The 23,505-nt window shown below is 33.0% G+C and carries 21 protein-coding genes and 1 pseudogene; 12 read left to right on the top strand and 10 right to left on the bottom strand.

Features of this window, described 5'->3' with window-relative positions; translation table 11 throughout:
* Window positions 1-29 precede the first annotated feature (29 nt).
* Window positions 30-902, bottom strand: coding sequence for a D-hexose-6-phosphate mutarotase (locus tag A9G25_RS09265; protein WP_065626685.1), 873 nt, complete (start codon window positions 900-902; stop codon window positions 30-32).
* A gap of 181 nt (window positions 903-1,083) precedes the next feature.
* On the opposite strand from A9G25_RS09265, the gene hemW reads away from it, so the two are divergent.
* The gene (hemW, locus tag A9G25_RS09260; RefSeq protein ID WP_065626684.1) at window positions 1,084-2,211 is read left to right on the top strand and encodes a radical SAM family heme chaperone HemW; all 1,128 of its coding nucleotides are present in this window, start codon (window positions 1,084-1,086) and stop codon (window positions 2,209-2,211) included.
* Window positions 2,212-2,456: 245 nt separating this feature from the next.
* On the opposite strand, the gene A9G25_RS09255 is transcribed toward hemW, so the two are convergent.
* Together A9G25_RS09255 and A9G25_RS09250 are read right to left on the bottom strand one after the other, a co-directional pair.
* Window positions 2,457-3,422, bottom strand: a complete 966-nt coding sequence (locus A9G25_RS09255; protein WP_065626683.1) for a sugar kinase — start codon at window positions 3,420-3,422, stop codon at window positions 2,457-2,459.
* Between the two features lies 1 nt (window position 3,423).
* Window positions 3,424-4,245: a DeoR/GlpR family DNA-binding transcription regulator gene (locus A9G25_RS09250; protein WP_065626682.1), complete on the bottom strand. Its 822-nt coding sequence runs from the start codon at window positions 4,243-4,245 to the stop codon at window positions 3,424-3,426.
* A 345-nt stretch (window positions 4,246-4,590) separates the two neighbouring features.
* Between A9G25_RS09250 and A9G25_RS09245 the strand changes: the two genes are divergently transcribed.
* The 10 genes and pseudogenes from A9G25_RS09245 (at window position 4,591) to A9G25_RS09200 (ending at window position 15,914) form a co-directional block, all read left to right on the top strand.
* Entirely contained in the window at window positions 4,591-5,445 is an 855-nt protein-coding gene (locus tag A9G25_RS09245; RefSeq protein ID WP_065626681.1) for a tagatose bisphosphate family class II aldolase, read from the top strand.
* An 11-nt stretch (window positions 5,446-5,456) separates the two neighbouring features.
* Complete coding sequence (pfkB, locus tag A9G25_RS09240) at window positions 5,457-6,377, top strand: 1-phosphofructokinase (RefSeq protein ID WP_065626680.1); 921 nt, start codon at window positions 5,457-5,459, stop codon at window positions 6,375-6,377.
* 11 nt (window positions 6,378-6,388) lie between these two features.
* Window positions 6,389-7,804 carry a PTS fructose transporter subunit IIC gene (locus tag A9G25_RS09235; protein WP_065626679.1) on the top strand — a complete coding sequence of 472 codons (1,416 nt, stop codon included), beginning with the start codon at window positions 6,389-6,391 and terminating at the stop codon, window positions 7,802-7,804.
* 56 nt (window positions 7,805-7,860) lie between these two features.
* Window positions 7,861-8,298: a PTS sugar transporter subunit IIA gene (locus tag A9G25_RS09230; protein WP_065610457.1), complete on the top strand. Its 438-nt coding sequence runs from the start codon at window positions 7,861-7,863 to the stop codon at window positions 8,296-8,298.
* 211 nt (window positions 8,299-8,509) lie between these two features.
* The gene (locus A9G25_RS09225) at window positions 8,510-8,749 is read left to right on the top strand and encodes a helix-hairpin-helix domain-containing protein (protein WP_176701108.1); all 240 of its coding nucleotides are present in this window, start codon (window positions 8,510-8,512) and stop codon (window positions 8,747-8,749) included.
* 383 nt (window positions 8,750-9,132) lie between these two features.
* Complete coding sequence (locus A9G25_RS09220) at window positions 9,133-11,103, top strand: extracellular solute-binding protein (protein WP_081297211.1); 1,971 nt, start codon at window positions 9,133-9,135, stop codon at window positions 11,101-11,103.
* A gap of 1 nt (window position 11,104) precedes the next feature.
* Complete coding sequence (locus A9G25_RS09215; RefSeq protein WP_065626677.1) at window positions 11,105-12,193, top strand: microcin C ABC transporter permease YejB; 1,089 nt, start codon at window positions 11,105-11,107, stop codon at window positions 12,191-12,193.
* Complete coding sequence (locus tag A9G25_RS09210) at window positions 12,193-13,221, top strand: ABC transporter permease (protein WP_065610461.1); 1,029 nt, start codon at window positions 12,193-12,195, stop codon at window positions 13,219-13,221. Before A9G25_RS09215 ends, A9G25_RS09210 begins: the two co-directional genes overlap by 1 nt.
* A pseudogene (yejF, locus tag A9G25_RS09205) lies at window positions 13,221-14,804 on the top strand (microcin C ABC transporter ATP-binding protein YejF); the annotation flags it as partial. The gene A9G25_RS09210 and the pseudogene yejF, both read left to right, overlap by 1 nt.
* Before the next feature lie 246 nt (window positions 14,805-15,050).
* The gene (locus A9G25_RS09200; RefSeq protein WP_065626675.1) at window positions 15,051-15,914 is read left to right on the top strand and encodes a hypothetical protein; all 864 of its coding nucleotides are present in this window, start codon (window positions 15,051-15,053) and stop codon (window positions 15,912-15,914) included.
* 83 nt (window positions 15,915-15,997) lie between these two features.
* Here A9G25_RS09200 and frdD read toward each other — a convergent pair whose 3' ends face one another.
* The 7 genes from frdD to moaC form a co-directional block, all read right to left on the bottom strand.
* Window positions 15,998-16,354, bottom strand: coding sequence for a fumarate reductase subunit FrdD (gene frdD / locus A9G25_RS09195; protein ID WP_065626674.1), 357 nt, complete (start codon window positions 16,352-16,354; stop codon window positions 15,998-16,000).
* A gap of 14 nt (window positions 16,355-16,368) precedes the next feature.
* Complete coding sequence (locus tag A9G25_RS09190; protein WP_065626673.1) at window positions 16,369-16,764, bottom strand: hypothetical protein; 396 nt, start codon at window positions 16,762-16,764, stop codon at window positions 16,369-16,371.
* A gap of 380 nt (window positions 16,765-17,144) precedes the next feature.
* Window positions 17,145-18,989, bottom strand: a complete 1,845-nt coding sequence (locus tag A9G25_RS09185; RefSeq protein WP_065626672.1) for a sulfatase-like hydrolase/transferase — start codon at window positions 18,987-18,989, stop codon at window positions 17,145-17,147.
* A gap of 170 nt (window positions 18,990-19,159) precedes the next feature.
* A complete protein-coding gene (locus A9G25_RS09180; RefSeq protein ID WP_065626671.1) occupies window positions 19,160-19,858 on the bottom strand; it encodes a Bax inhibitor-1/YccA family protein in 699 nt (232 codons plus the stop codon).
* A 60-nt stretch (window positions 19,859-19,918) separates the two neighbouring features.
* Window positions 19,919-20,362 carry a molybdopterin synthase catalytic subunit MoaE gene (moaE, locus tag A9G25_RS09175; protein ID WP_141675070.1) on the bottom strand — a complete coding sequence of 148 codons (444 nt, stop codon included), beginning with the start codon at window positions 20,360-20,362 and terminating at the stop codon, window positions 19,919-19,921.
* Between the two features lie 4 nt (window positions 20,363-20,366).
* Window positions 20,367-20,612 carry a molybdopterin synthase sulfur carrier subunit gene (gene moaD, locus A9G25_RS09170; RefSeq protein ID WP_065626670.1) on the bottom strand — a complete coding sequence of 82 codons (246 nt, stop codon included), beginning with the start codon at window positions 20,610-20,612 and terminating at the stop codon, window positions 20,367-20,369.
* Window positions 20,613-20,622: 10 nt separating this feature from the next.
* Window positions 20,623-21,108, bottom strand: coding sequence for a cyclic pyranopterin monophosphate synthase MoaC (gene moaC / locus A9G25_RS09165; protein WP_034910235.1), 486 nt, complete (start codon window positions 21,106-21,108; stop codon window positions 20,623-20,625).
* Between the two features lie 201 nt (window positions 21,109-21,309).
* On the opposite strand from moaC, the gene priA reads away from it, so the two are divergent.
* Window positions 21,310-23,478: a primosomal protein N' gene (gene priA / locus A9G25_RS09160; RefSeq protein WP_065626669.1), complete on the top strand. Its 2,169-nt coding sequence runs from the start codon at window positions 21,310-21,312 to the stop codon at window positions 23,476-23,478.
* The last annotated feature ends 27 nt before the right edge of the window (window positions 23,479-23,505 follow it).

Raw genomic sequence — 23,505 nt, 5'->3', positions numbered from 1 at the left:
ATTACGTATATGGAATATTATCTGCACACTTAGATCAATTCTATTTTAAAACCATAAGTTGATTTTTTATTCGGTAATAACTTTAATGGTTTTGTGATACAACCTGCTTCGACACAAACCATAGATTTATACTCATCATCACCAAAATCTCCCATTGATTTAGCTTTATTTATCCATGGATTCCAAGTAACAACATCACTTACATTAGTATTGGTTAATTTAATTGTTCGAGTACCATCAGTAACAATGATTTGATTACTTGCATTGGTATAAATACGATCGACTTCTTGATTAAATGTCAATTGGCCTACAGTCGCTGGTTTGTTTTCATCAGCAAGTCGTTCTTGATAAGCTTCACCTAAACCTTTGACTACAACACTATCAATATTATCAACTCCAAAATAGGTATGTAGAGCACTAGTTACATCAAAGTCTGCTAAGCAGCTTAAAGAAACTTCACAAGTTTTACCTAGATGAAGATTTAATGATACCGAGAAAGGTTTGCTACAATAAGATTCTGTCTGCGGATTATTAGTGAGCGATAAAACAAGGGTAACACCTTGCTCGTCCTCTTTACATGAATCTAATGTCCATTCGACAATGCGTGCAAAACCATGAGAAGGATTGCCTAACTGACCAAACCAAGGCCAACAAACAGGCACTCCACCTCGAATAGCTACGCCTTTTTTAAAATTTGTTTTGTTACTCAGCCAAACAACTGGTGTTTGTTCAGTAGATGGTTGCCAAAATAATAAGTGTGCACCTTGTAATGCAAGGGCAGCACAACAAGTGCTATGATTAATAACTAAAATTGGCAGTTCACCATAAATTGATTGTTTAATTGATGGGCTTAAGGATACACCTGATAAGCTACTATCTAAAATCTCTTTATATATACTCATATTTACTCCTAAATAATAAATTTAACAACTTATTGATAATTGTATACTTTTTAAGTTAATAATAAAAACATAATAGATGCAAAAGCATTTTTTAGAGAATTGGAGTAAAATAAATCACTATAAATAGTGAAACAGCACTCTAATTGTTTTTTGTCAAAAAGTTTCAGGTAACACTACGTTTATGTATAAAATCCCATTAAGTTTATATATTCATATGCCATGGTGCGTACAAAAATGTCCCTATTGCGATTTTAATTCACATACCATAAAAAAAACACCAAATTATGAGTCTTATGTAGAGCATTTGCTTAAAGACCTACAACACGATACTATTTTCTGTTCAAATCGCTCAATTCATTCAATCTTTATTGGTGGAGGTACACCTAGTCTATTTTCAGCCGAGTTGATTGATAAATTATTATCAAATATAAATGAGATCATCCCAATACATAAAGATGCCGAAATCACCATTGAAGCTAACCCAAATTCTGTTGATATAGAAAGATTTAATGGCTATCAACAAGCGGGTATAAACCGAATATCAATTGGCGTGCAAAGTTTTCAGACCGATAAACTTGTTAAATTAGGACGGGTACACGATCCCAAAGAAGCAATCACAGCCGGAAAAATAGCCAAAACATTAAATTTAAGAAGTTTTAATTTAGATTTAATGCATGGTTTGCCAAATCAAAGTATTGATGATGCTCTATATGACCTAAAACAAGCCATTGCTATTGCACCACCGCATTTATCTTGGTATCAATTAACGATTGAGCCAAATACGCTATTTGGTTCAAAACCACCAGTTTTACCTGATGATGATAAACTTTGGGAAATTTATCAACAAGGTCATCAATTATTAACTGAAAATGGTTACCAACAATATGAAACCTCTGCTTATGCTAAAGAAGGATTACAATGCCAACATAATTTAAATTATTGGCGATTTGGAGACTATTTAGGCATTGGATGTGGTGCTCATGGTAAATTAACACAACCTGATGGCAAAATTATTCGCACTATAAAAACTCGTCATCCAAAAGGGTATTTAGAGGGGCGTTATTTAGATAAGTATTATGCAGTTCCAAAAGAAGAATTACCTTTTGAATTTTTTATGAATCGTTTTAGGCTTTTTGAACCAACACCTAAACATGAATTTGAACAACGGACTTATTTACCTTTACACTCAATTGAAAAACAAATAACGACTGCCATTGAAAAAAACTATTTAATTGAGGATAAACAAAACTGGCTGATAACTGATCATGGCAAGTTATTCTTGAATTCGCTATTAGAGATATTTTTATAGATAACATTTTGAAATATTTATATTTACCTAAAAAAACTTTATCCTTTACGTTTATTTAACATGATAGATACGAACTATTTAATCAATCATTCACATATCTTTACAGACTTTCTTTATAAAAAAGTACATACTATGTCTCGACAATGCATTATTTCATTGTTTTCCTATTCCTTATGTTTTCCCAATAACTTTTGTTATTGGGTTTTTTTTGCCTATAATTCCGATAATCACATTAATTTTAATAACTACTCAATTGAAGTATGAAAAAGGAAATGTTTTAGTTCAGCTAATGTAGAAGTTCCTTCCATAGGACCTTTTTTAGATACGGCTAAAGCACCGCTAGCGTTAGCATATTGCAAGGCTTGTTCAACAGAGTAACCTGCTAACATTAAACTGACAAATGTTGCCCCGAAACAATCTCCCGCACCAGTTGGATCTATCGAGTTGACCTTGTATCCATCAACATGAAGTGTTTGTAAATGGCCTTGTTCATCAAGTCCATAATATTTAGCTCCTTTAGCTCCCCCTTTTACCACAATATGTTTAATGCCTTTTTTAAGCAACTTAAACATGGTTTGTTGTTCATTTTCATTATTGTTAATGAAATAGCTAACTTCGCTTTCACTGGGTAAAAATATATCGGTATACTCCATAATATAATCGAAAGATTGTTCCATTTCTGGTATATCAAACATTTCTTTGCGTAGATTAGGATCAAATGAAATTGTACCGCCTTTACTTTTGATGATATCCAATGCTTTTCTCATAGCGTCAATCACACGAAATGAATAAAGCGATGATCCCATTACATGCAAATGGGTACAATCTCTTAGTAAGTTTTCATTAATATGGTTAAACGAAAGTAAACCACATGCACTATTTGGAATGTTAAAAATAAAATCTCTTTCATTAGAACCTTTATAAGTAACAAACGCACTACCTGTATTGGCCTTATTATGTGGAGTAATACCATCAATAATGACACCATCACTTTTAAGGCGATGGATGCACATTTTTCCAAAAATATCTTTTCCTACACAACTAAAAAAAACAACAGGAAAACCTAATTTTGCAACTTGATCTGCAAATATTGCAGGGGCGCCACTAACAAAAGGGCCGATAAACTCCCCAGCTTGATCGAAACGCTGATTTTGTTCTTTTGCTAAAAACTCAACTAGCAGTTCGCCTATCGTGCAGATTTTAAAATGCATATTATGTCTCCAATTTGTTTTGATAAGTTACACAATATTTATTTGAAATAAGCTGCTCAAAATTAGCATCTAATAATTGTTGATGATACTCGGTTACAGCAGATCTTGATAACATCACCCTATCAATATCAACTAAAGTTCCAATACTATTATCATTATTATGAATAATACGTTGCGGTAATATGCCAATTGTATGTGCTGCTTTTTTCATTATTTGTTGATAAATTCTAACCTGTTCTAAACTTTCAATAATCAATTGATTATCAGTATTGATTGAACTTAATTCGGTAACAAAATGCGATATAGAAAATTGATTCAAAATAAAATTGATCATTTTGTTATCTAACAAAAGATTCCCTTCCAGTATGGCTCCACCAACAAGCACTACCTCAGCATCGGTAAACTCTTTCGCTAATTGTGCATTGCTAATGTCATTCATAATAAGTATTAATGATTTTTTGCAATGTAAAAACGGAATCAACTTTCTTATCAAATTTCCATGGCTTAAAAACAATGTATCGCCATCATTAATATAACTTAAACAGGTTTTGACTAATTCAATATCACAACTATTACTTTGTATATAACTTGGTGTATTAACACTTAGCTGATTAAACACACCTTCAGGGGTAACATAAATTGCACCACCAAAGGAACGCTTTAAATATCCTTGCTGCTCTAAATAAGTTAAATCTTGACGAATAGTCACATTTGAGACCTGAAGCAATTCAGATAATTCATCAACTTTAACTTCACCTTGCTTACGAACAATTTCTGCAATTTGTAATCGTCGTTTTAATAAACCTGAAGATGCTCTAGCCAATTTTATTTCCTACGCCATAGATAAAAATTAAGGATAGTGATAATAGAATTAATCATATATTAGGTCAACATCAAACTATTATTAGAATTTTATCTTATAAATCATACCATTAATAATTAGTGTTTTTTATCCCACAGCATTTCACATATACATGTTAACTATCAAAACGAAAATTTATCAATCTTTTTTATTTCGTTTTAAAAGTAATGTTAATTTTTGTGATCTAACTCACGCGATTATTACTAGCATAACTTTCGTTTTAAAATCATAATTAAGTAAATTAATTTTCAAAACAAAAGTTATTAACATAATACACAGTGAATTAGATTATTAAGGAGAAGTTATATGACTATTATTTCAAGTAATAACATGCTAAAAAAGGCTCAAACAGAACATTATGCTGTGCCTGCCTTTAATATCCATAACTTAGAAACTATGCAGGTCGTTGTTGAAACAGCAACAGAATTACAATCGCCTGTTATTTTGGCTGGTACACCTGGTACATACAGTTATGCAGAAACAGAAAATATACTTGCTATAGCAAATGCTTTATCAAAAAAGCATAACATTCCATTAGCTGTCCATTTAGATCATCACGAAGAATATAACGACATCGTCAATAAAATTAATGCAGGAGTAAGATCGGTAATGATTGATGGCTCCCATTTTCCATATGAAGAAAATATCGCCATTGTCAAACAAGTAGTTGAATATGCTCACCGTTACGATGTTAGTGTTGAAGCTGAATTAGGTCGCCTCGGTGGCGTGGAAGATGATTTAATCGTTAATGATAAAGATGCTTTATATACCAATCCAAAACAAGCTATAGATTTTATTGAAAAAACAGGTATTGACTCCCTCGCTATCGCCATTGGTACCGCACATGGCCTTTATAAATCAGAGCCAAAACTGGATTTTGATCGTTTATCAGAAATTCGCTCAATGGTTGATATTCCTCTCGTATTACATGGCGCTTCGGGTGTTCCAGAGAAAGACGTGCGTGAGTGTATTAAGCGTGGAATTTGTAAAGTAAATGTTGCGACAGAATTAAAAATTGCATTTTCAGATGCATTAAAACAATACTTTATTGAACATCCCGATGCCAATGATCCCCGCCATTATATGAAACCTGCAAAAGCAGCAATGAAAGACATTGTCAGAAAAATTATTACAACATGTGGATGTGCAGGCAAATTATAGAGGCCAAGATAATGATCTATACATTAACACTTAACACTGCAATCGATATGAATATTCATTGTCAAGGGCTTAACCCTAATGCAGTTAATCGAACCTCTCATACTGAATATAGCCCGAATGGAAAAGGAGTCAATGTTTCAATCGTATTGCATAAATTTGATAGCCCCACTTGTGCATTAGGATTCTTTGGTGGATTTTCTGGTAAATATATTATTGATGAACTAACGAAAATACAGGTCAAGACAAAATCCTGTTTTATTGATGATATCACGCGTATTAATGTTTTTATCAATGATAATGAAAACGAATATAAATTAGTCAGTAAAGGTCCGTTTATACCTAATGATAAAAAAACAGAAATGCTAACTATTATTGAATCACTGGTTAACAATAGTTATTTAGTCGTCAGTGGTAGCTTGCCAAATAATATTGAATCTGAATATTACGAGGCTATTTTAAATTTATGCAACAAAAAAAATATTCAAGTTATTATTGATATTAGTCACCCAAAATTAAGTGATTTACTCTCCTATAAACCACTATTAATTAAACCTAATGATGATGAAGTAAAAGAGATTTTTGGCTTTGAAACGAAAACAAAATCACAAGTCATTGCTGCATTAGAAAATATTCATGCGCAAGGAGCGAGAAATATTTTATTAACCATGGGCGCTAAAGGGCTTTACTTTTCTAATGGGACAAATATTTGGTTTTGCAATGCTGTAAAAATCAAATTAATTAGCTCGGCTTGTGCCGGTGATGCGTCACTAGCCGCCTTTCTTAGTGAATGGCTACCTGAACAACAACATATTGAAAAAGCCATAAAAAAGGCATCAGCAACAGGTGCTAACGTTGCAGAATCAGACGGATTAGGTTTACTGAATAAAATCAATATCTATATGGATCAACTTGAAGTTACCCTAATCAAGTAAAGGAGATTGTTATGAAAAAAATATTAGCCGTTACAGGCTGCCCAACCGGTATCGCGCATACTTATATGGCTGAAGAGGCCTTAAAATCAGCGGCCCAAAAGGCTGGAGTCGACATAAAAGTGGAAACAAATGGTGCAGGTGGTATTGATAACGCCATTACTGATGCTGATATTGCCAATGCACTTGGAGTTATTATTGCAGCAGATAAAGATGTCAATCCAGATCGCTTTAATGGTTTACCCGTGATTGAAGTACCCGTTAAAGACGGTATCCATAAGGCTGCAGCACTAATCGAAAAAATTATGTCAGGTACAGTTCCTGTTCGTAAAGGCGCACAAAATAGCACTAATAACACAGTTTCATCAAACCAAGTAGAAGTAAAAGAATCGATTGGACGCCAAATCTATAAACACCTAATGAGTGGTGTGTCAAACATGCTACCATTTGTTGTCGCAGGTGGAGTACTAATTGCTTTATCATTTTTATGGGGAATCTATTCCGCCGACCCTAATAATGCCCAATATAATGAATTTGCTGCATTGTTAATGAAAATAGGTGGGCAAGCATTTGGCATAATGGTACCAATCTTTACTGGATTTATTGCCTATTCAATAAGCGGAAAACCTGGCATGGTGGCTGGTTTTGTTGGTGGCTTAATTGCCAACATTACCGGTGCAGGATTCTTAGGCGGAATTATAGCTGGCTTTGCAGCAGGCTATTTAATGCTTTATGTCAAAAAAATGTTAGATAGATTACCTCGTTCATTTGAAGGACTTAAATCGATTTTTATTATGCCATTAATTGGTGTATTTGTTATCGGTGCAGGTATGTTTTTACTTGGTGGTCCAATTGCAAGTATTAATAATGGAATGAAATCTTTCCTTGAATCATTACAATCTGCAAATCCTGTTTTACTCGGTATTGTTATTGGAGCAATGTGTTCGTTTGACTTTGGTGGTCCTGTTAATAAAGCAGCGTATGTTACTGGCACTATGTTGTTAGGTGAAGGAAATTTCTATTTCATGGCAGGTGTGTCTGCTGCTTGTATAGTACCACCCTTTGTTATTGCATTCTCTACTACTATTTTCCGCAGCAAAGCTTTCACAGAAGAAGAACGTGCTGCTGGACTTGTTAACTATGTTTTAGGTTCGACACATATTACAGAAGGAGCAATCCCATTTGCGGCTAAGGATCCTTTGCGAGTAATTCCAATTATGATGTTATCTTCTGCAATTGCATCAGTATTGACATTCATATGTCAAATTCAAGTGCCAGCGCCACATGGAGGATTTTTAGTTCTGCCATTGGTTAATAAACCATTTTTATGGGTTGGCTGTATCTTCGTAGGAGCACTAGTTGGCGCTATATTATTAGGTTTAGTACGTATTGATCAAAATCGACAATTAGTTGCCAAAAAATCAGTTTAATCAATCAAGAAATATACCGATTTATTTCGGTATATTCATTTTAGCAAGGAATAGAAATGAGCACATTAAATTTGACAGTACATGATATTTCAATCGTAACTGGATCCTATTCTAAAAAAGAAGCAATTAAAGATGTATCAGAAAAGATGATCCAAGCTAAGTTAGTCAAAGATGACTATACCCAAGCAATGTTTGATCGTGATAAACAAATTTCGACTTTTTTAGGTAACGGAATCGCCATTCCACACGGCACAACGGAAAAACGTGATAGTGTTATCCAAACTGGAATCAAAATCATATATTATCCTGAAGGAATTAATTGGGATGAAGATAATAATATAGCTTATGTTGTCATTGGTATTGCTGCAAAAACCAATGAACATTTAGATATTTTACGTCAACTAACTCGAGCAGTGATTGCTGAAGATACGCTAATACGAATTCACGCAGTTAAAACTTCGGAGGATTTATTAGCAATTCTTCAAGGTAATTAAAAGAGCTTGAGTTTGTAATAAAAAGAAAAGACATAAGGATGTTGTTATGAAATTATCTCGATAAAAACTATTAATAACAAAGCGTTATTCCTATAAAATGTTAACAGGCGCCTACATAAAAAAGCTACAAAAGCACATTATTTTAAAAGCATATTTAATATAACGTAATGGTAATAATATTGCCTTTTCAGAAACAGAACGACAACAGTTGATGGAGCTTAAATTCGTGGGTGCCAAAATTATTGAAAGACTTGAAAAGATGAACTTCGATTCTTTCGATAAATTGTGTAATGCTAGTTTAGATGAAATCCTTAACAAAAGTACGTTATTATCAGGTTCAACTTGTTGGAAAAACAGACATCAAGCAAAAACGGTAATAACTCATATTTTGAGTTTAACAATACGTAATATTCCTTTTATGGGTGGTAAGTACATCCAACTTTTCAATTAAACAATGATAATCGATTTTTTGATTTCTTATCTATTTTCAAGATATTTATACTGAAACGTATAGTTACCTGAAACTTTTTAACAAAAAGATAGCTGTCTATATATTCCAATTTATGTAGGTATAGTTAGTCATATTGAAAAATATAAAATGTATAATTGATTCAATATAGCTTGTTTAATCTAAAAATAACGGTATGCTTTTCGCTAACATTATCATTTTATATAAACTTTATTAATTAGTTTTTGCTCATTTAGTTGAAGTTTGGCAAAATAGACACCCTAGCTAGGCGATGATGATTGTCTTAAATGATTTGAATTTGTTAATAATAAATAAAAAGTAATATAAACATGTTATTGTTAAATAAAAGCAGGAACGGAATTAGGATGATTAGTCGAATTAAACAACCTATAAAAATATTATTCATCTTGAGTTGCCTAAGTGGTATAGCCATTTGTTCTGCACCTGCTTTTGCCGATGAAGAACAACAAATTTTACCGCAAACAATTTCACCTCAAACTGAAGAAGAAACCGATGTTAATATTCCTGTTCAATCATCTCAGGATAAACAAATTGATATCGTTATTCCTACTGAAAAACGTGAGGTAATTTACCACAAAACCATCTTTTCACTTTCAGGTCAACCAAAGTATCATGTTGACTTCCAACATGTTGATTATGTAAATCCTAATGCACCTAAAGGTGGAGTGATTAAACTGGCTGAAGTTGGCTCTTTTGATAATTTGAATCGCTACGCTAGCCGTGGAGCACCAGAGCGAAATTCAGGGGCGTTATATGACACGCTTTTTACCAATACGGCTGATGATATTACCAGTTTTTATCCACTTATTGCGACATCAATAACTTATTCTGATAGTTATCGTTGGGCTGAGGTTACTATTAATTCCAACGCTCGTTTTCAAGATGAGAAACCAATAACTGCCCATGATGTTGAATTTACCTTTCACAAATTTATGACCGAAGGCGTGCCTCAATATCGTGTTTATAATAAAGGCATTACAGTTAAGGCAATAGATGATCACCATGTGCGTGTTGATATTCCCGATTCCGATCGGGAAAAACTCCTTTCATTCGTTGGTAGTATGCGAGTTATGCCGAAACATTTTTGGAAAGATCATGATCTTTCTGAACCACTAACTACACCACCAGTTGGTAGTGGTCCATACTACATTAGCGAATATAAATTAGGGCAATATGTTGTTTATCGACGTAATCCGAATTATTGGGCACGTAATTTACCTATTAATAAAGGCTTAGATAATTTTGACGAAAAACGTATTGATTATTATATGGATGATAACGTTTCGCTAGAAGCCTTTAAAGCTGGCGAATATGATTTGCGTGCTGAAGATCAACCTAAAAACTGGTTTACTCAATATCAAGGTAGATATTTTGATTCTAACCATATTATTAAACAAGAAAAACCAGTTCAAACAGCTACCGACACTAGATGGCTTGCGTTTAATTTACAAAAAGATCTATTTAAAGATATTAAAGTTCGTGAAGCCATTACCTTGGCATTTGATTTTGAATGGCTAAATCATGCCTTTTATTATGACAGTTACAAAAGACCTTATAGCTTTTTCGAAAACACCATTTATGCCGCAATCGGCACACCTAGCGAGAAAGAATTAAAATGGCTTAATGCTTATAAAGATATTATTCCAAAGCGTGCTTTCGGCAACGCCTATTATTTGCCAAAAAGTGATGGTCAGGGCTTTAATCGTGATAATTTATTAAAGGCAGCAGAATTATTAAAACAAGCGGATTGGGAAGTTAAAGACGGTAAGCTGATTAACACTAAAACACAGCAACCATTTGAATTTGAACTGATCAGTTACCTCGGTAGTGATATTAAATATGCCATTCCCTTTCAACAAAATTTAGCACGTTTGGGGATCACCATGAATATTACCTTGCTAGATTCAGCACAACAATTACGACGTGTTCGTGAACGTGATTATGATATGGTTGCACGTGATTATTATGCCGTAAATTACCCAAGCTCTAATTTGCTAGTGCTTTGGGGCAGCGAGTATCTTAACTCATCATGGAATGCTTCGGGTTTGCATAATAAGGCTATTGATGCCATTATTGCTGAAATCACCAAAAATGTGGATAATCAAGAAGAGTTAGTCCCGCTAGGACGAGCGCTTGATCGGATTTTAACGCAAGAATATCCAATGATTCCAATGTGGTATAACAGTAAAACATATTATGCATACTGGAATAAATTTGGGCAACCAACTATACAACCTACTTATGCAATCGGGGTTGATAGTTGGTGGTACGATGCAAACAAAGCAGCTAGCCTGCCTAAAAATCGGGAACATTAATATGATCAATTACCTTATTCGTCGACTGTTGCTGATTATTCCAACATTATTTGTGATTTTAACTATCAACTTTTTTATTGTACAAGTTGCGCCTGGTGGACCCGTTGATCAGGCTCTTGCTATGATTGAAAACGGACCGCAAGCAGGGCAAGGGCTATTGCCTGGGAGTGGTGGCTCATCTACGCCAGTGCAGCAATATAAAAATGAATCAAATTATCGCGGTTCACGCGGACTTGATCCCCAAGTTGTCGCAATGATAGAAAAGCAGTACGGCTTTGATAAACCGATATTTGAACGTTATATCGAAACACTAAAGAAATATATATTATTTGATTTTGGTAATAGTTTTTTTAAAAGTGAATCGGTACTAGGTTTAATTGCCAAAAGTTTACCTGTTTCAATTTCATTGGGATTATGGAGTACTTTGATTGTTTATCTCATTTCAATCCCGTTAGGCATTCGCAAAGCAGTGAAAGATGGTTCTGCATTTGATTTTTGGTCAAGTACATTAATTATTATTGGCTATGCGATACCTGCTTTTTTATTAGCAGTTTTATTTATTGTATTATTTGCTGGCGGTAGTTATTGGGATATTTTTCCTCTACGTGGGCTAATATCGAACCATTTTGAGCAACTCGATTTTTGGGGCAAAATAAAAGACTACGCATGGCATATTTGTTTACCCACTATTGCAATGGTCATTGGCGGTTTTGCATCACTCACCATGCTAACTAAAAATTCATTTTTAGATGAAATCCGCAAACAATATGTAATAACCGCACGTGCTAAAGGATTAAGTGAAAGAAAAATTTTATATAAACATGTTTTTCGCAATGCAACATTACTGATTGTATCGGGCTTTCCTGCAGCTTTTGTTGGTATTTTATTTACTGGTTCATTATTGATTGAAATTATCTTTTCGCTTAATGGACTTGGGTTATTGGGATATGAGGCAATTATACAACGTGATTACCCAGTGATTTTTGGTTCATTGTATATCTTTACATTAATCAGCCTTATTACTAAATTATTATCTGATTTATCTTATATGATGATTGACCCACGTATTGACTTTGAGGCTCGCAACTAATGACCACCCATTACTCTATTAATCAACAGCGTTGGCAACGATTTAAACAGAATCGTCGTGGTTATTACTCACTTTGGTTATTTATGATCTGTTTTGTGATTAGCTTATTTGCTGATTTTATTGTTAACGATAGACCAATTTTTATTAAATATAAGGATAATTACTATTCGCCGATTTTTCATTTTTATCCAGAAACGGAATTTGGTGGACAATTAGCCACACAAACTAACTTTCTTGATCCTGCTGTACAAAATAAAATAGAAACTAATGGCTGGATTTTATGGGCGCCATTTCGTTATAGCTACAATACATTAATTTATGATACATCCAACACGTTTCCAACGCCGCCTTCGGCATCACATTGGTTAGGCACCACCGATGCAGGTTTCGATGTATTTGCCAATATTTTATACGGTTTTCGCATATCTATGTTTTTTGCGATTTTCTTGACGATTTTTACTTCAATTATTGGTGTCATTTTTGGGGCTATACAAGGCTATTATGGAGGTAAAATTGATCTAATTGGTCAACGTTTCATAGAAATATGGAGTGGGTTACCTGAGCTATTTGTTATTATTCTATTAGCCAGTATTTTACCGCTTAATTTTTGGTGGTTATTAGGTATTACCGTATTATTTGGTTGGATGGCTTTAGTAGGTGTAGTGCGTACTGAATTTTTGCGTACTCGCAATTTTGATTATATTCGTGCAGCTAAAGCAATGGGAGTTAGTGACACTAAAATTATGTTTCGTCATATCTTGCCTAATGCCATGGTGGCAACATTAACCTTTCTACCTTTTATACTTTGTGGCTCGATAACAACACTAACAGCGCTAGATTTTTTAGGTTTTGGTTTACCGATTGATTCGCCATCACTAGGACGATTATTACTACAAGGTAAAAACAATCTACAAGCTCCTTGGCTTGGCATCAGTTCATTTTTAGTTATTGCAACTTTACTGTCACTGCTTATTTTTATTGGTGAAGCAGTAAGAGATGCATTTGATCCAAACAAAGGAGTGTATTAATGAGTTCTCCTTTATTATCCGTTCAGGATTTAAGTGTTGCATTTAAACGTGGTACGCATTTACTATCGCAAGTAGTAAGTAATGTTAGTTTTGATATTAATGAACAAGAAACACTTGCTTTAGTGGGAGAGTCAGGCTCAGGGAAAAGCATTACCGCATTATCAATTTTACGACTACTACGTAAAGAACAAGTGGTATACCCTACTGGTGATATTTTGTTTGAAGGAAAATCATTATTACATGTGCCAGATAAAGAACTTCGTAAAGTTCGCGGCAATGAAATTAGCATGATATTCCAAGAACCGATGGTGTCATTAAATCCTCTACATACAGTTGAAAAACAACTTTATGAAGTGCTAGCGTTACATCGAGGAATGAAGCGTAATCAAGCTCGTGGCGAAATTTTACAATACCTTGATCGTGTAGGCATTAAGGAACCCAAAAGTAAATTATTAGCTTATCCTCATCAACTATCTGGTGGCGAAAGGCAGCGAGTAATGATTGCTATGGCAATATTAACGCATCCAAAGTTACTTATTGCTGACGAACCGACAACAGCACTAGATGTATCTGTACAGGCGCAAATTATTCAGTTACTAAAAGAGTTAAAGAAAGAACTCAATATGAGTATGCTTTTTATTTCGCATAACCTTGGTATTGTTAAAAAGCTTGCTGATAAAGTGGCTGTTATGCAACAGGGGCAAATTATCGAATACAATAATAAACAGCGTATCTTTTTACATCCACAGCATGAATATACTCAAACACTATTGAATTCAGAGCCAAAAGGTGAACCTGTGCCATTGCCCGATGCACCTGGAATATTACTTAATGTTAATCACCTTAATGTTGAAGTCATTACCAAAAAACGTTTATTTAGCAGCCAAAAGAAGAAAATTATCAACAATATTGGTTTTGCTGTACATCAAGGTGAAACGGTTGGAATTGTTGGTGAATCAGGATCGGGAAAAAGTACTACAGCACTAGCTATTCTACGATTGATTAAATCACAGGGCAATATTGTATTTGACAGCCATCCGATACAAAATTTAACTGGTAAAAGATTATTACCATTTCGAAGCCGTATCCAAGTAGTATTTCAAGATCCGTTCTCTTCGCTTAATCCTCGCCTCAATGTTGAGCAAATTATTAGTGAAGGTTTAATGACTCATAAAAAACTAAGCAAAGTTCAGTGTGAGCAGGCGGTAATTGATATTATGCAAGAAGTTGGGCTTGATCCAGATATGCGTTATCGCTACCCGACTGAGTTTTCTGGAGGGCAACGTCAACGAATAGCTATTGCTCGAGCCTTAATTTTACAGCCTGAATTATTGATTTTAGACGAACCTACTTCATCGTTAGATCATACTATTCAAAAACAAATTATTAATTTACTTAAATCATTGCAAGAAAAGCATCAGCTTAGTTATTTGTTTATTAGCCATGATTTAACATTGGTTTATACAATGTGTCACCAAGTGGTTGTTATGAAAGATGGTAATATTATTGAACAAGGCTCACGTGAAAAGATCTTCTATTCTCCTGAAAATGAATACACAAAAGCATTACTTTCATTTTTAGATAAGCCACCTCGAAAGAAAAGTAACACTATGATACATAAAAATAAAATTGACAAAACAGAGCAATTTACTCATAAGGATGAATCTCAACAAGATCTACAGCGAGATAAGAAAAAAGATAGAGAGGTCAGTTGGGAAGATGCCTTGTTAATGCGTAGAAAATAAATATGCAACGCAATAATTTAACAATGGTTTATAATAAAACCATTGTTAATAAGTCAATATACCAATCTATTTAGCAGGTTTATTATGCAAAAACGAATACTACCTTTTTTATTAACCCCTTGCTTATCAATAATTCCAATAAATGCCATGGCGATAATCTGTAGTGATAATCCTATTCAGAATATAGTTGAGGCAAATAACTATATCTTTCAAATCCTCGATTATATTGACTCGCCAGTAAGAAATATTAAACAAGAGATTCGGACTTCAACTACCAAATTGGGAGCGGATGCTAACAGCTCTACAGCTAAGCACGAACTAGAATATGCTTCTAACGGACTTATCACACAAAGCCATTATGATCTTTATTCAGATAAAAATACCCGTATTTACTCGGAACACCTACAAAAAAATAAATCTGGTTGGGAAAATATCATTGAAGATGTAGAAGATAAAACTAACAGCATTATCCAATTTAATACCGATGAACAAGGCAAAATTGTCGTATCACAGCAAACTAAAAAAGCGACCGATTTTGTCTTTTTTGAAACAGATAATTATGTATACGACAGTAATAATTGTCTTATCAATAAAAATGTACAATGGCTGCTTAAAGAAACTGATGAGAATGGTAACTATACAGGTAAAGAACAAAAAGGGGCTTCAATTTATACATTTGGATATCAAGAACAACAACTAGCCAAAGTGTTGTATCAATTTAGTAATAATATGAAAAATGAGAGTGATTTTTCGTATCAATATGATAATGGTCATCATCGATTAACAACCATTGAAGCTACTTATTTGTCATCAGGCAAAGAAGCGGCTCATTATGTAACTAATTTTTCAAACTTTAATGAAAAAAACGATTGGCTAACAGCAATCAAAATTAAAAATAATAAAGGTGGTAAACAGACAACTATTACCCGCGAACTTACTTATTATTAGTCTTTAAAATACACAAAACGTGATTTAATTGATAACGTTTTGTGTATTCTTGCCATTGTTCTTACAATTCAAAAAAATATCTCTTACATTCGAATAAACAATATATAAATAGCATGTAATGTCCATGCTAATGCTAATCCAAACGTCAGTAATTTTTCACGTTTAGGATAGATTTTACGCTCGTGTAAAATGGATAAAATTTGTTGTAATCCACACCAGATAGGTAATGAAATCATCAAAAATAAAAAAACTTTACCAATTTCTTTATTGGCTATTTTAAGAATATAAGAACGTGTTATTACATCGCCAAAAGGAATAATAAATGCCAAAATGACAAGCACAACAGGTAAAAAAATAGCAGCCCATGTACCACCTAAAGCAAATAATCCTTTTATGACTTTTCCATCAGTATTTTTAACTTGAATTTGTTGATTTTTCATTAATTCAATACCACTCACTTCAATACAAATAAAAATAAAAAAATCGAAACAGTTAGCATCACCATCCACAGTCCCGCAATCAGTAATAATGCGTTAGATTTTTTATTAAATATTGTGCAAGGTAAAGCTTTGGGTATTAAATTAAACCAAACCATTGAATGGTAAACACTAATAAATAATGCAATACAATTAAGCACCACAACAAAAGGGCTACGTAAAAAGAAAATAAAACGGTAAAACTCATCTTGTCCAACAGTGTTAGTGTACATACATATTACGCCATACATTAAAACTAAACTTACCCAAATCATCGAAAAAGGAACTAATTTATGCATAATTGAAATTATAAAAGAGCGTTTTACATTGGTTTGAGTCGTATCAAAGCAATTATTGGTATTTTGTGGATTCATAAATCTCTCTTGGTTTCATCGTGTTTTATGCTAGTAATAGTTTGGTATTTTTTTACTTGGTTATTATAAGTGTTAATCTACTTTATGCCGTTATTCTAAAAGCAAATCATAAAGAATTTTAATATATCATATGCTAAACAAAAGTACGCCAAAAACAGCATTAATGTGATCTCTGTTTTATTGATATATAGGATCTTTATTAACACAAACAAAAACCAATAAAATCGATTATATATCCAAATTTTTTATCAATTATTTGTAAAAAAGAATTGAGCTATTCACACTTCATGATTGAAATAATCCTCTAAAAACATCATAAGATATTTTACCTGAAATTGCTTTATATGATTTAACCATATTATAAACTTAATATATAAGAATTAATTGTTTTTATTTATTAAACTATCTTTTCCTGATTGAAAAAAATAACGCATATGATTCATTGCTTCTTGAATATATTGATAATTTGGCACTTCATCAACTTCACGATTATGTAAATCCATATAATGACTAATACCTAATCGATTAACAAGATAAATATTATCAGATGTTCTCACCGCATAAGAACTATAATTAGACATCAAAAGCCAGTTACGTTCAGTTATAGGATTAAATAAATCATAACCTGTCGAATAATCACTTATATCATTTTTCACATATAAATAATGTTTCATTAGGGTTGGAACGACATCTTCATGGCTTGTTATTTTTGTACTATTATTTTTTAGGATCTCTAATTCTTTACCACCAATAATAATAAAAGGCACCTTTGTTTGTGCATCCGTGTAATTACCATTATGCCCCCAAAATCCTAACTTATTATCATTCATCTCTTGAGCATGATCGCCAGTAATAATCAATATTGTATTATCTAACGAACCTGATTTTACAAGTTCATCATAAACATTTTGTAGTAAATAATCATCATAATAAACACTTTGCTTGTAACGATTAAAAATAGGCAAAGGATCAGTGTCATTACTCAATGTCATATAATCAAGATCATCAATAGGTTTGAATTTCACCGAGAAATCGTCAGGAAAGTCATAAGCATGAGGGGCATCATAGAATAAAAAAGAAAATGTCGGTCTAGATGTATCTCGTAGTTTATACCATGCAAGCCAATCATCAGTGATTTGTTTATCTCGACTAGATGCAGAACCATCTTTACTACTAATTCTTAAATTTTTGATGGTAACAAAGGCTGTTCGATCAAATTCTGGAGCAGTAACTTTAGCTGACGTAAAAATCCCAATATTATAGCTTTCTTTCTGTAATGTTGTAATAAAGAGTGAAGGAATACTATTTCGTAAAAATGAATCCCAATAAGTACCTGGAATACCATAAAACAAACCAAAAATACCTGTACGTGTTGCATTACCAGTTGAATAATGGTTATCAAAAATGACCCCATTATTCTGCTTAACAAAACGAAATGTATTAGGCGAAATTTTTTCACTAAACGTATCATATCGCCAAGAATCTAAAACAATAAACATAATATTTTTAGTTTTTTTATTTTCTGGATTAATCACCAAAGGATTTTTTGGGTAATCAACACTAGCATTACTACTATCTTTGTTATACACGACTTTTCGTTGCCCTTTTTCATCAAAAAAATTCATGATTTTTTTCGACGTAAATGGTCGATAAAGTGGAATATATTCTTTGACTACCATAATAGGCGAATAAGCATAATAAAATGCGATCATGTGCACAACATGACTAATTAAGAATGAGCTAAATAGAAATATTGTTGATAATAAAACAATTCTTGAATTTTTATGCAATGAAGTTAATTTGTTATTGAGCAAGTAAAGAATAAAATACTCAGTGCAAAAAACAACAACAATAAGCGTAAACATTAAAAAATAGGTAATTATCGAAAAATCGACAACCTGACCAGACAAAACCATGGATAAGACAGATTGATTTACGTGAAATCGATACTGTTGAAATACAATAGTATCGATATATAATCCAATTTGAATAAAGCTAAATATTGCAGCTAAAATAATATTGCGAATAGTTTGTTTAAGCCATAAAAGAGGTATACAAACAACCAAAAGTAACAAATAAGCCAAGAAAAAATGCCCCAATACAGCAAATATTGAAAATGCCATACTTGGCCAATTAAATGATGCCTCAGGGACAAGAAAAAAACGAATTGATAGTATTGATGAAATAAATAGATTAATTAAGGCAAAATAGTATAATTTTTTCATGGTATTAAGTAAGTTATTGATTCATTATAATAATGAATTTTACTGTATTTTATATTGAAACATAGTCTTTCCTGAAACTTTTTAACAAACTTGCACTAAAAAATACGATTCTAATAAAATTTTAACAAAAAAGGCTCAAATTAGAGCCCTTTTATTTGAATCAAATGCAATTATCGACGATCTGCAAAAATTCTTAACAACATAAGGAATAAGTTAATAAAGTCAAGATAAAGGGTTAGTGCGCCTAAAATAACAAATCTCCTAAACATATTAGGATCATTTTGCGATAATTGATCGCCTAACTCTTTCAGTTTTTGTGTATCATAAGCTGTTAATCCAGCAAAAACAAATACACCAATATACGTAATAGCCCACATTAACGGCTGGCTCTGCATGAAGATATTAACGAGCGAAGCGATTACAACACCCACTAATCCCATAAATAAAAAACGTCCAAAACCAGACAAATCACGTTTAGTGGTATAACCATAAAGAGCCAAAGCTGCAAACATTCCAGCAGTAATAAAAAATACACTTGCTATTGATGATGAAGTATAAACAATAAAATAAATCGAAAATGTGCAACCATTTAAAACAGAATAAAGCATGAATAATGTTGTAGCAACAGCTCCAGAAAGACGATTAATCAATGCAGAAATGGCAATAACTAAAGCAAATTCAGCAATAAGTAACACCCACATACCTTGATATAAAACGTTCAAAAGCGCATAGTTATTAGATGCAAACCAAGCAACTAGAGCTGTTAATAGTAATCCGACGGTCATCCAACCATAAACCTGACTCATATATGTTTGTACGCGGTTACCAGATTGTTCAATAATAGAACCATTAGGTGAATAATTTCTCATTAATTACCTCTCATTAAAAAAGAATGATATGACTTAATATCATTATATACTAAATAAATACTAATACCATTTTCTTAATGTTTCTTTATCTGTTTTTTTAGCTTCAACCCAAGTTTCGCCTTGGTGAGTTCGTTCTTTTTTCCAAAAAGGAGCTTCGTTCTTTAATACATCCATAATGAACTCTACTGCTGCAAATGCATCTGAACGATGTGCGCTACTTGCTCCCACAAAGACAATCTTTTCATTTGCACTAATTTCACCTACTCGATGAATTACCGCAACTCGGCTTAATTGCCACCGATCTCTAGCTTGGGCTATGATATTAGCCAAGACTTTCTCTGTCATTCCTGCATAATGTTCTAAAAATAAACTTATTATTTGTTTTTCATTACTACGAACTTTACCCATAAAAGAAACAACAGCACCATCTTGTGGTAATTGTGAAAGCCAATCGTTTAACTTATTAACATCAATCGGCTGCTCACTAACTTTGATAAGATCCATAATATTATCCACCTGTTACAGGAGGAAAGAAAGCAATTTCATCGCCTTTTTTCACAATATAATCAGAATCAACCAACGTTTGATTTACAGCACATAAAACTGAGTTCTCTTTAAATGCCAAGAACCATTGTTCACCACGTTCACTTAACTGATTGATAAGATAGGAAACTGAAAGTTGATTAGCATCTAACATAACACTCTCAGTCCCAACTAATTCTCTAATTTGAGCGAAAAAAATAACTTTATTCATCTTCTATCTATTAAACCTTTTGGGCAATAAAGTCCCCTGACCTACCACCACTCTTCGTCAACAATCTTACTTGAGAAATCACCATATCTTTTTGAACCGCTTTGCACATATCGTAAATGGTTAAAGCAGCAACGGATGCAGCAACCATTGCTTCCATTTCAACACCAGTTTGCCCATTCAATCGACAAAACGATTGAACTCGAACACAATTTTTTATTTGATCTACTTCTATGTTAATTTCAATTTTACTCAAAAAAAGTGGATGACAAAGCGGAATAAGCTCCCAAGTCTTTTTAGCTGCTTGAATCCCTGCAATTCTTGCTGTTGCAAAAACATCGCCTTTATGATGTTTACCCTCAATAATCATCTTCAGTGTTTCAGAATTCATTAAGACTAATGACTCAGCTCTTGCTTCGCGTGTTGTTATTAGTTTTTCAGACACATCAACCATATAAGCTTCACCTCGCTGATTAATGTGCGAAAATGATTCACTCATCCTTTAATCCTTAACATTTTATTAATCATCAATTTTTACCAAGATAGCAAATTTTATTAATAGTTACTACTAATCCTTTTAAGGCTATTAATGTAATAAATCTAGATGAATAAAAACTAGATTGTTTTTATAACTTTTGCGGGTTATGTAAAAACTGCGTACAATATAGCTTTATATAAATTATAATACTTGTGATTTTTAATGCTTATCGCTCATATAGCCTTACCTGTACCTCTTTACCAAATATTTGATTATCAATTAACTAAACCAGCTCAAGTTGGAATGCGGGTTAAAGTTACTTTCGGTAAACGTGACGCAATAGGAATTATTGTTAGTATTGACGAAAAAACCGAATTTGATATTGAAGGCTTAAAAACGATTACAAGTGTTATTGATACAGAACCTGTTTTTACGCCTTCTATTTGGCGATTATTAAACTGGGCTGCTAGTTATTACCATTATCCTATTGGCGAAGTTCTATTCCATTCTATACCTGTTTTATTACGACAAGGACGAAAAGCAATCAAGGAAGACATAAAACAATGGCAATTAACTCAACTAGGTAAAAATATTGATTTAGAATCGTTATCACGGACTCCGAAACAAAAATTATTATTATCATCATTCAGAAATAATACTCTTTCTGAAAACGACGTAAGTAACACTATTTATAAAGAATTACAGAAAAAAAATCTTATAGAACAAGTAAACTGCCAATCCGATAATATTCAATGGCAAACCAATTTTTCAACAAATACTAGTTCAATTCAGCTAAATAAAGAACAGACCTATGCTATAGAAACAATCAACAAAAAAAATCATCAATTTGAAGTATTTTTATTAGAAGGAGTGACTGGTTCGGGTAAAACAGAAGTATATTTAAACATACTATCTAATATATTAGCTACAGGTAAACAAGCATTAGTACTAGTTCCAGAAATTGGGTTAACACCACAAACAATTGGACGCTTTAAAAAACGTTTTAATGCTCCAATTGATATTTTACACTCAGGATTAACGGATAAACAAAGACTCTCTGTTTGGCTAAGAAGTAAACATGGTGAAAATGCTATTGTTGTTGGTACTCGCTCATCACTTTTTACTCCCTTTAAAGACTTAGGAATGATTATTATTGATGAAGAGCATGATAGTTCTTATAAACAACAAGAAGGTTGGCGTTATCATGCCCGAGATCTAGCAATTATCCGCGCAAAATTTAACAATATTCCAATTGTTTTAGGTTCCGCAACGCCTTCACTTGAAACACTCAATAATACGCAAAATCACAAATATCATTTATTACAATTAACAGAAAGAGCTGGTAATGCAATGCTAGCCAAACAGTCAATTCTGGATCTACGTGGGTTAGTACTTACTGCTGGTTTATCTCAACCATTAATTGAACAAATCAAAAAACATTTATCTAATAATAATCAGGTAATGCTATTTTTAAATCGCCGAGGTTTTTCACCATTATTAATATGCCATGATTGCGGTTGGATTGCTGAATGTCCTCGCTGTGATAAACCTTATACATTACATCAAAAACAACATAAACTTATATGTCATTATTGCGATACACCAAGAACTGTTCCTAAACAATGCCCAAAATGTGGCTCAACGCATTTAATGCCTATTGGGTTTGGGACAGAACAACTTGAGCAACAACTAGAAATCCTTTTTCCTAATATCAAGATTAGTCGCATTGATCGAGATACAGTGAGTAAAAAAGGCGCATTAAATAACTATTTACAAAGTATCCAACAAGGAGGAGCACACATTTTAGTTGGTACACAAATTTTAGCTAAAGGACATCATTTTCCAGATGTAACCTTGGTTGGAATTGTTGATGTGGATGGTGCTTTATTTTCAAATGATTTTCGGGCAACCGAACGATTTGCCCAAATTTATACTCAAGTATCAGGAAGAGCCGGTCGAGAAACTAAATCTGGGCAAGTTATTTTACAAACATATCATCCTGATCACCCTTTACTCAATATTTTACTAACTCAAGGTTATGAAAGATTTGCCAAACTAACGTTACAAGAACGACAACATACACAATTACCGCCGTTCAGTTATCAAACATTAATTCGTGCAGCAGATCGCAATAATCATTACGCGCCAGCATTTTTACAACATATACATGATTGGCTAAAAGAACATAGTAATAATAAGTTATGGCAACTAGGACCAATGCCTGCAAGTCAACCGAAGAAAGCAGGATATCATCGTTGGCAATTACTACTTCAACATACAAGTAGACAACAATTACAGAAAATTTTGGATCAACTATTAATCGTAATAGGAAAATGGAGTGAAACATCAAAAGTAAGATGGAGTATTGATGTTGATCCTATTGATAATTAGAGTGATATTATCTCCACCAACATTAAT

It is taken from the genome of Gilliamella sp. Bif1-4 (assembly GCF_001690535.1).
Classification (GTDB): Bacteria; Pseudomonadota; Gammaproteobacteria; order Enterobacterales; family Orbaceae; genus Gilliamella; species Gilliamella bombi.
Note: the sequence above shows the minus strand (reverse complement) of the source record. Positions and strands in the feature narration are given on the sequence as shown.

Coding starts and splice junctions, on each gene's coding strand:
- A9G25_RS09210 (WP_065610461.1), top strand. CDS start 12,193: ATGACCACCCATTACTCTATTAATCAACAGCGTTGGCAACGATTTAAA.
- A9G25_RS09180 (WP_065626671.1), bottom strand. CDS start 19,858: ATGAGAAATTATTCACCTAATGGTTCTATTATTGAACAATCTGGTAAC.
- hemW (WP_065626684.1), top strand. CDS start 1,084: ATGTATAAAATCCCATTAAGTTTATATATTCATATGCCATGGTGCGTA.
- moaE (WP_141675070.1), bottom strand. CDS start 20,362: ATGGATCTTATCAAAGTTAGTGAGCAGCCGATTGATGTTAATAAGTTA.
- A9G25_RS09225 (WP_176701108.1), top strand. CDS start 8,510: ATGGAGCTTAAATTCGTGGGTGCCAAAATTATTGAAAGACTTGAAAAG.
- A9G25_RS09265 (WP_065626685.1), bottom strand. CDS start 902: ATGAGTATATATAAAGAGATTTTAGATAGTAGCTTATCAGGTGTATCC.
- A9G25_RS09255 (WP_065626683.1), bottom strand. CDS start 3,422: ATGCATTTTAAAATCTGCACGATAGGCGAACTGCTAGTTGAGTTTTTA.
- A9G25_RS09185 (WP_065626672.1), bottom strand. CDS start 18,989: ATGAAAAAATTATACTATTTTGCCTTAATTAATCTATTTATTTCATCA.
- moaD (WP_065626670.1), bottom strand. CDS start 20,612: ATGAATAAAGTTATTTTTTTCGCTCAAATTAGAGAATTAGTTGGGACT.
- pfkB (WP_065626680.1), top strand. CDS start 5,457: ATGATCTATACATTAACACTTAACACTGCAATCGATATGAATATTCAT.
- A9G25_RS09230 (WP_065610457.1), top strand. CDS start 7,861: ATGAGCACATTAAATTTGACAGTACATGATATTTCAATCGTAACTGGA.
- A9G25_RS09190 (WP_065626673.1), bottom strand. CDS start 16,764: ATGAATCCACAAAATACCAATAATTGCTTTGATACGACTCAAACCAAT.
- A9G25_RS09215 (WP_065626677.1), top strand. CDS start 11,105: ATGATCAATTACCTTATTCGTCGACTGTTGCTGATTATTCCAACATTA.
- moaC (WP_034910235.1), bottom strand. CDS start 21,108: ATGAGTGAATCATTTTCGCACATTAATCAGCGAGGTGAAGCTTATATG.
- frdD (WP_065626674.1), bottom strand. CDS start 16,354: ATGAAAAATCAACAAATTCAAGTTAAAAATACTGATGGAAAAGTCATA.
- A9G25_RS09235 (WP_065626679.1), top strand. CDS start 6,389: ATGAAAAAAATATTAGCCGTTACAGGCTGCCCAACCGGTATCGCGCAT.
- A9G25_RS09245 (WP_065626681.1), top strand. CDS start 4,591: ATGACTATTATTTCAAGTAATAACATGCTAAAAAAGGCTCAAACAGAA.
- priA (WP_065626669.1), top strand. CDS start 21,310: ATGCTTATCGCTCATATAGCCTTACCTGTACCTCTTTACCAAATATTT.
- A9G25_RS09200 (WP_065626675.1), top strand. CDS start 15,051: ATGCAAAAACGAATACTACCTTTTTTATTAACCCCTTGCTTATCAATA.
- A9G25_RS09220 (WP_081297211.1), top strand. CDS start 9,133: ATGATTAGTCGAATTAAACAACCTATAAAAATATTATTCATCTTGAGT.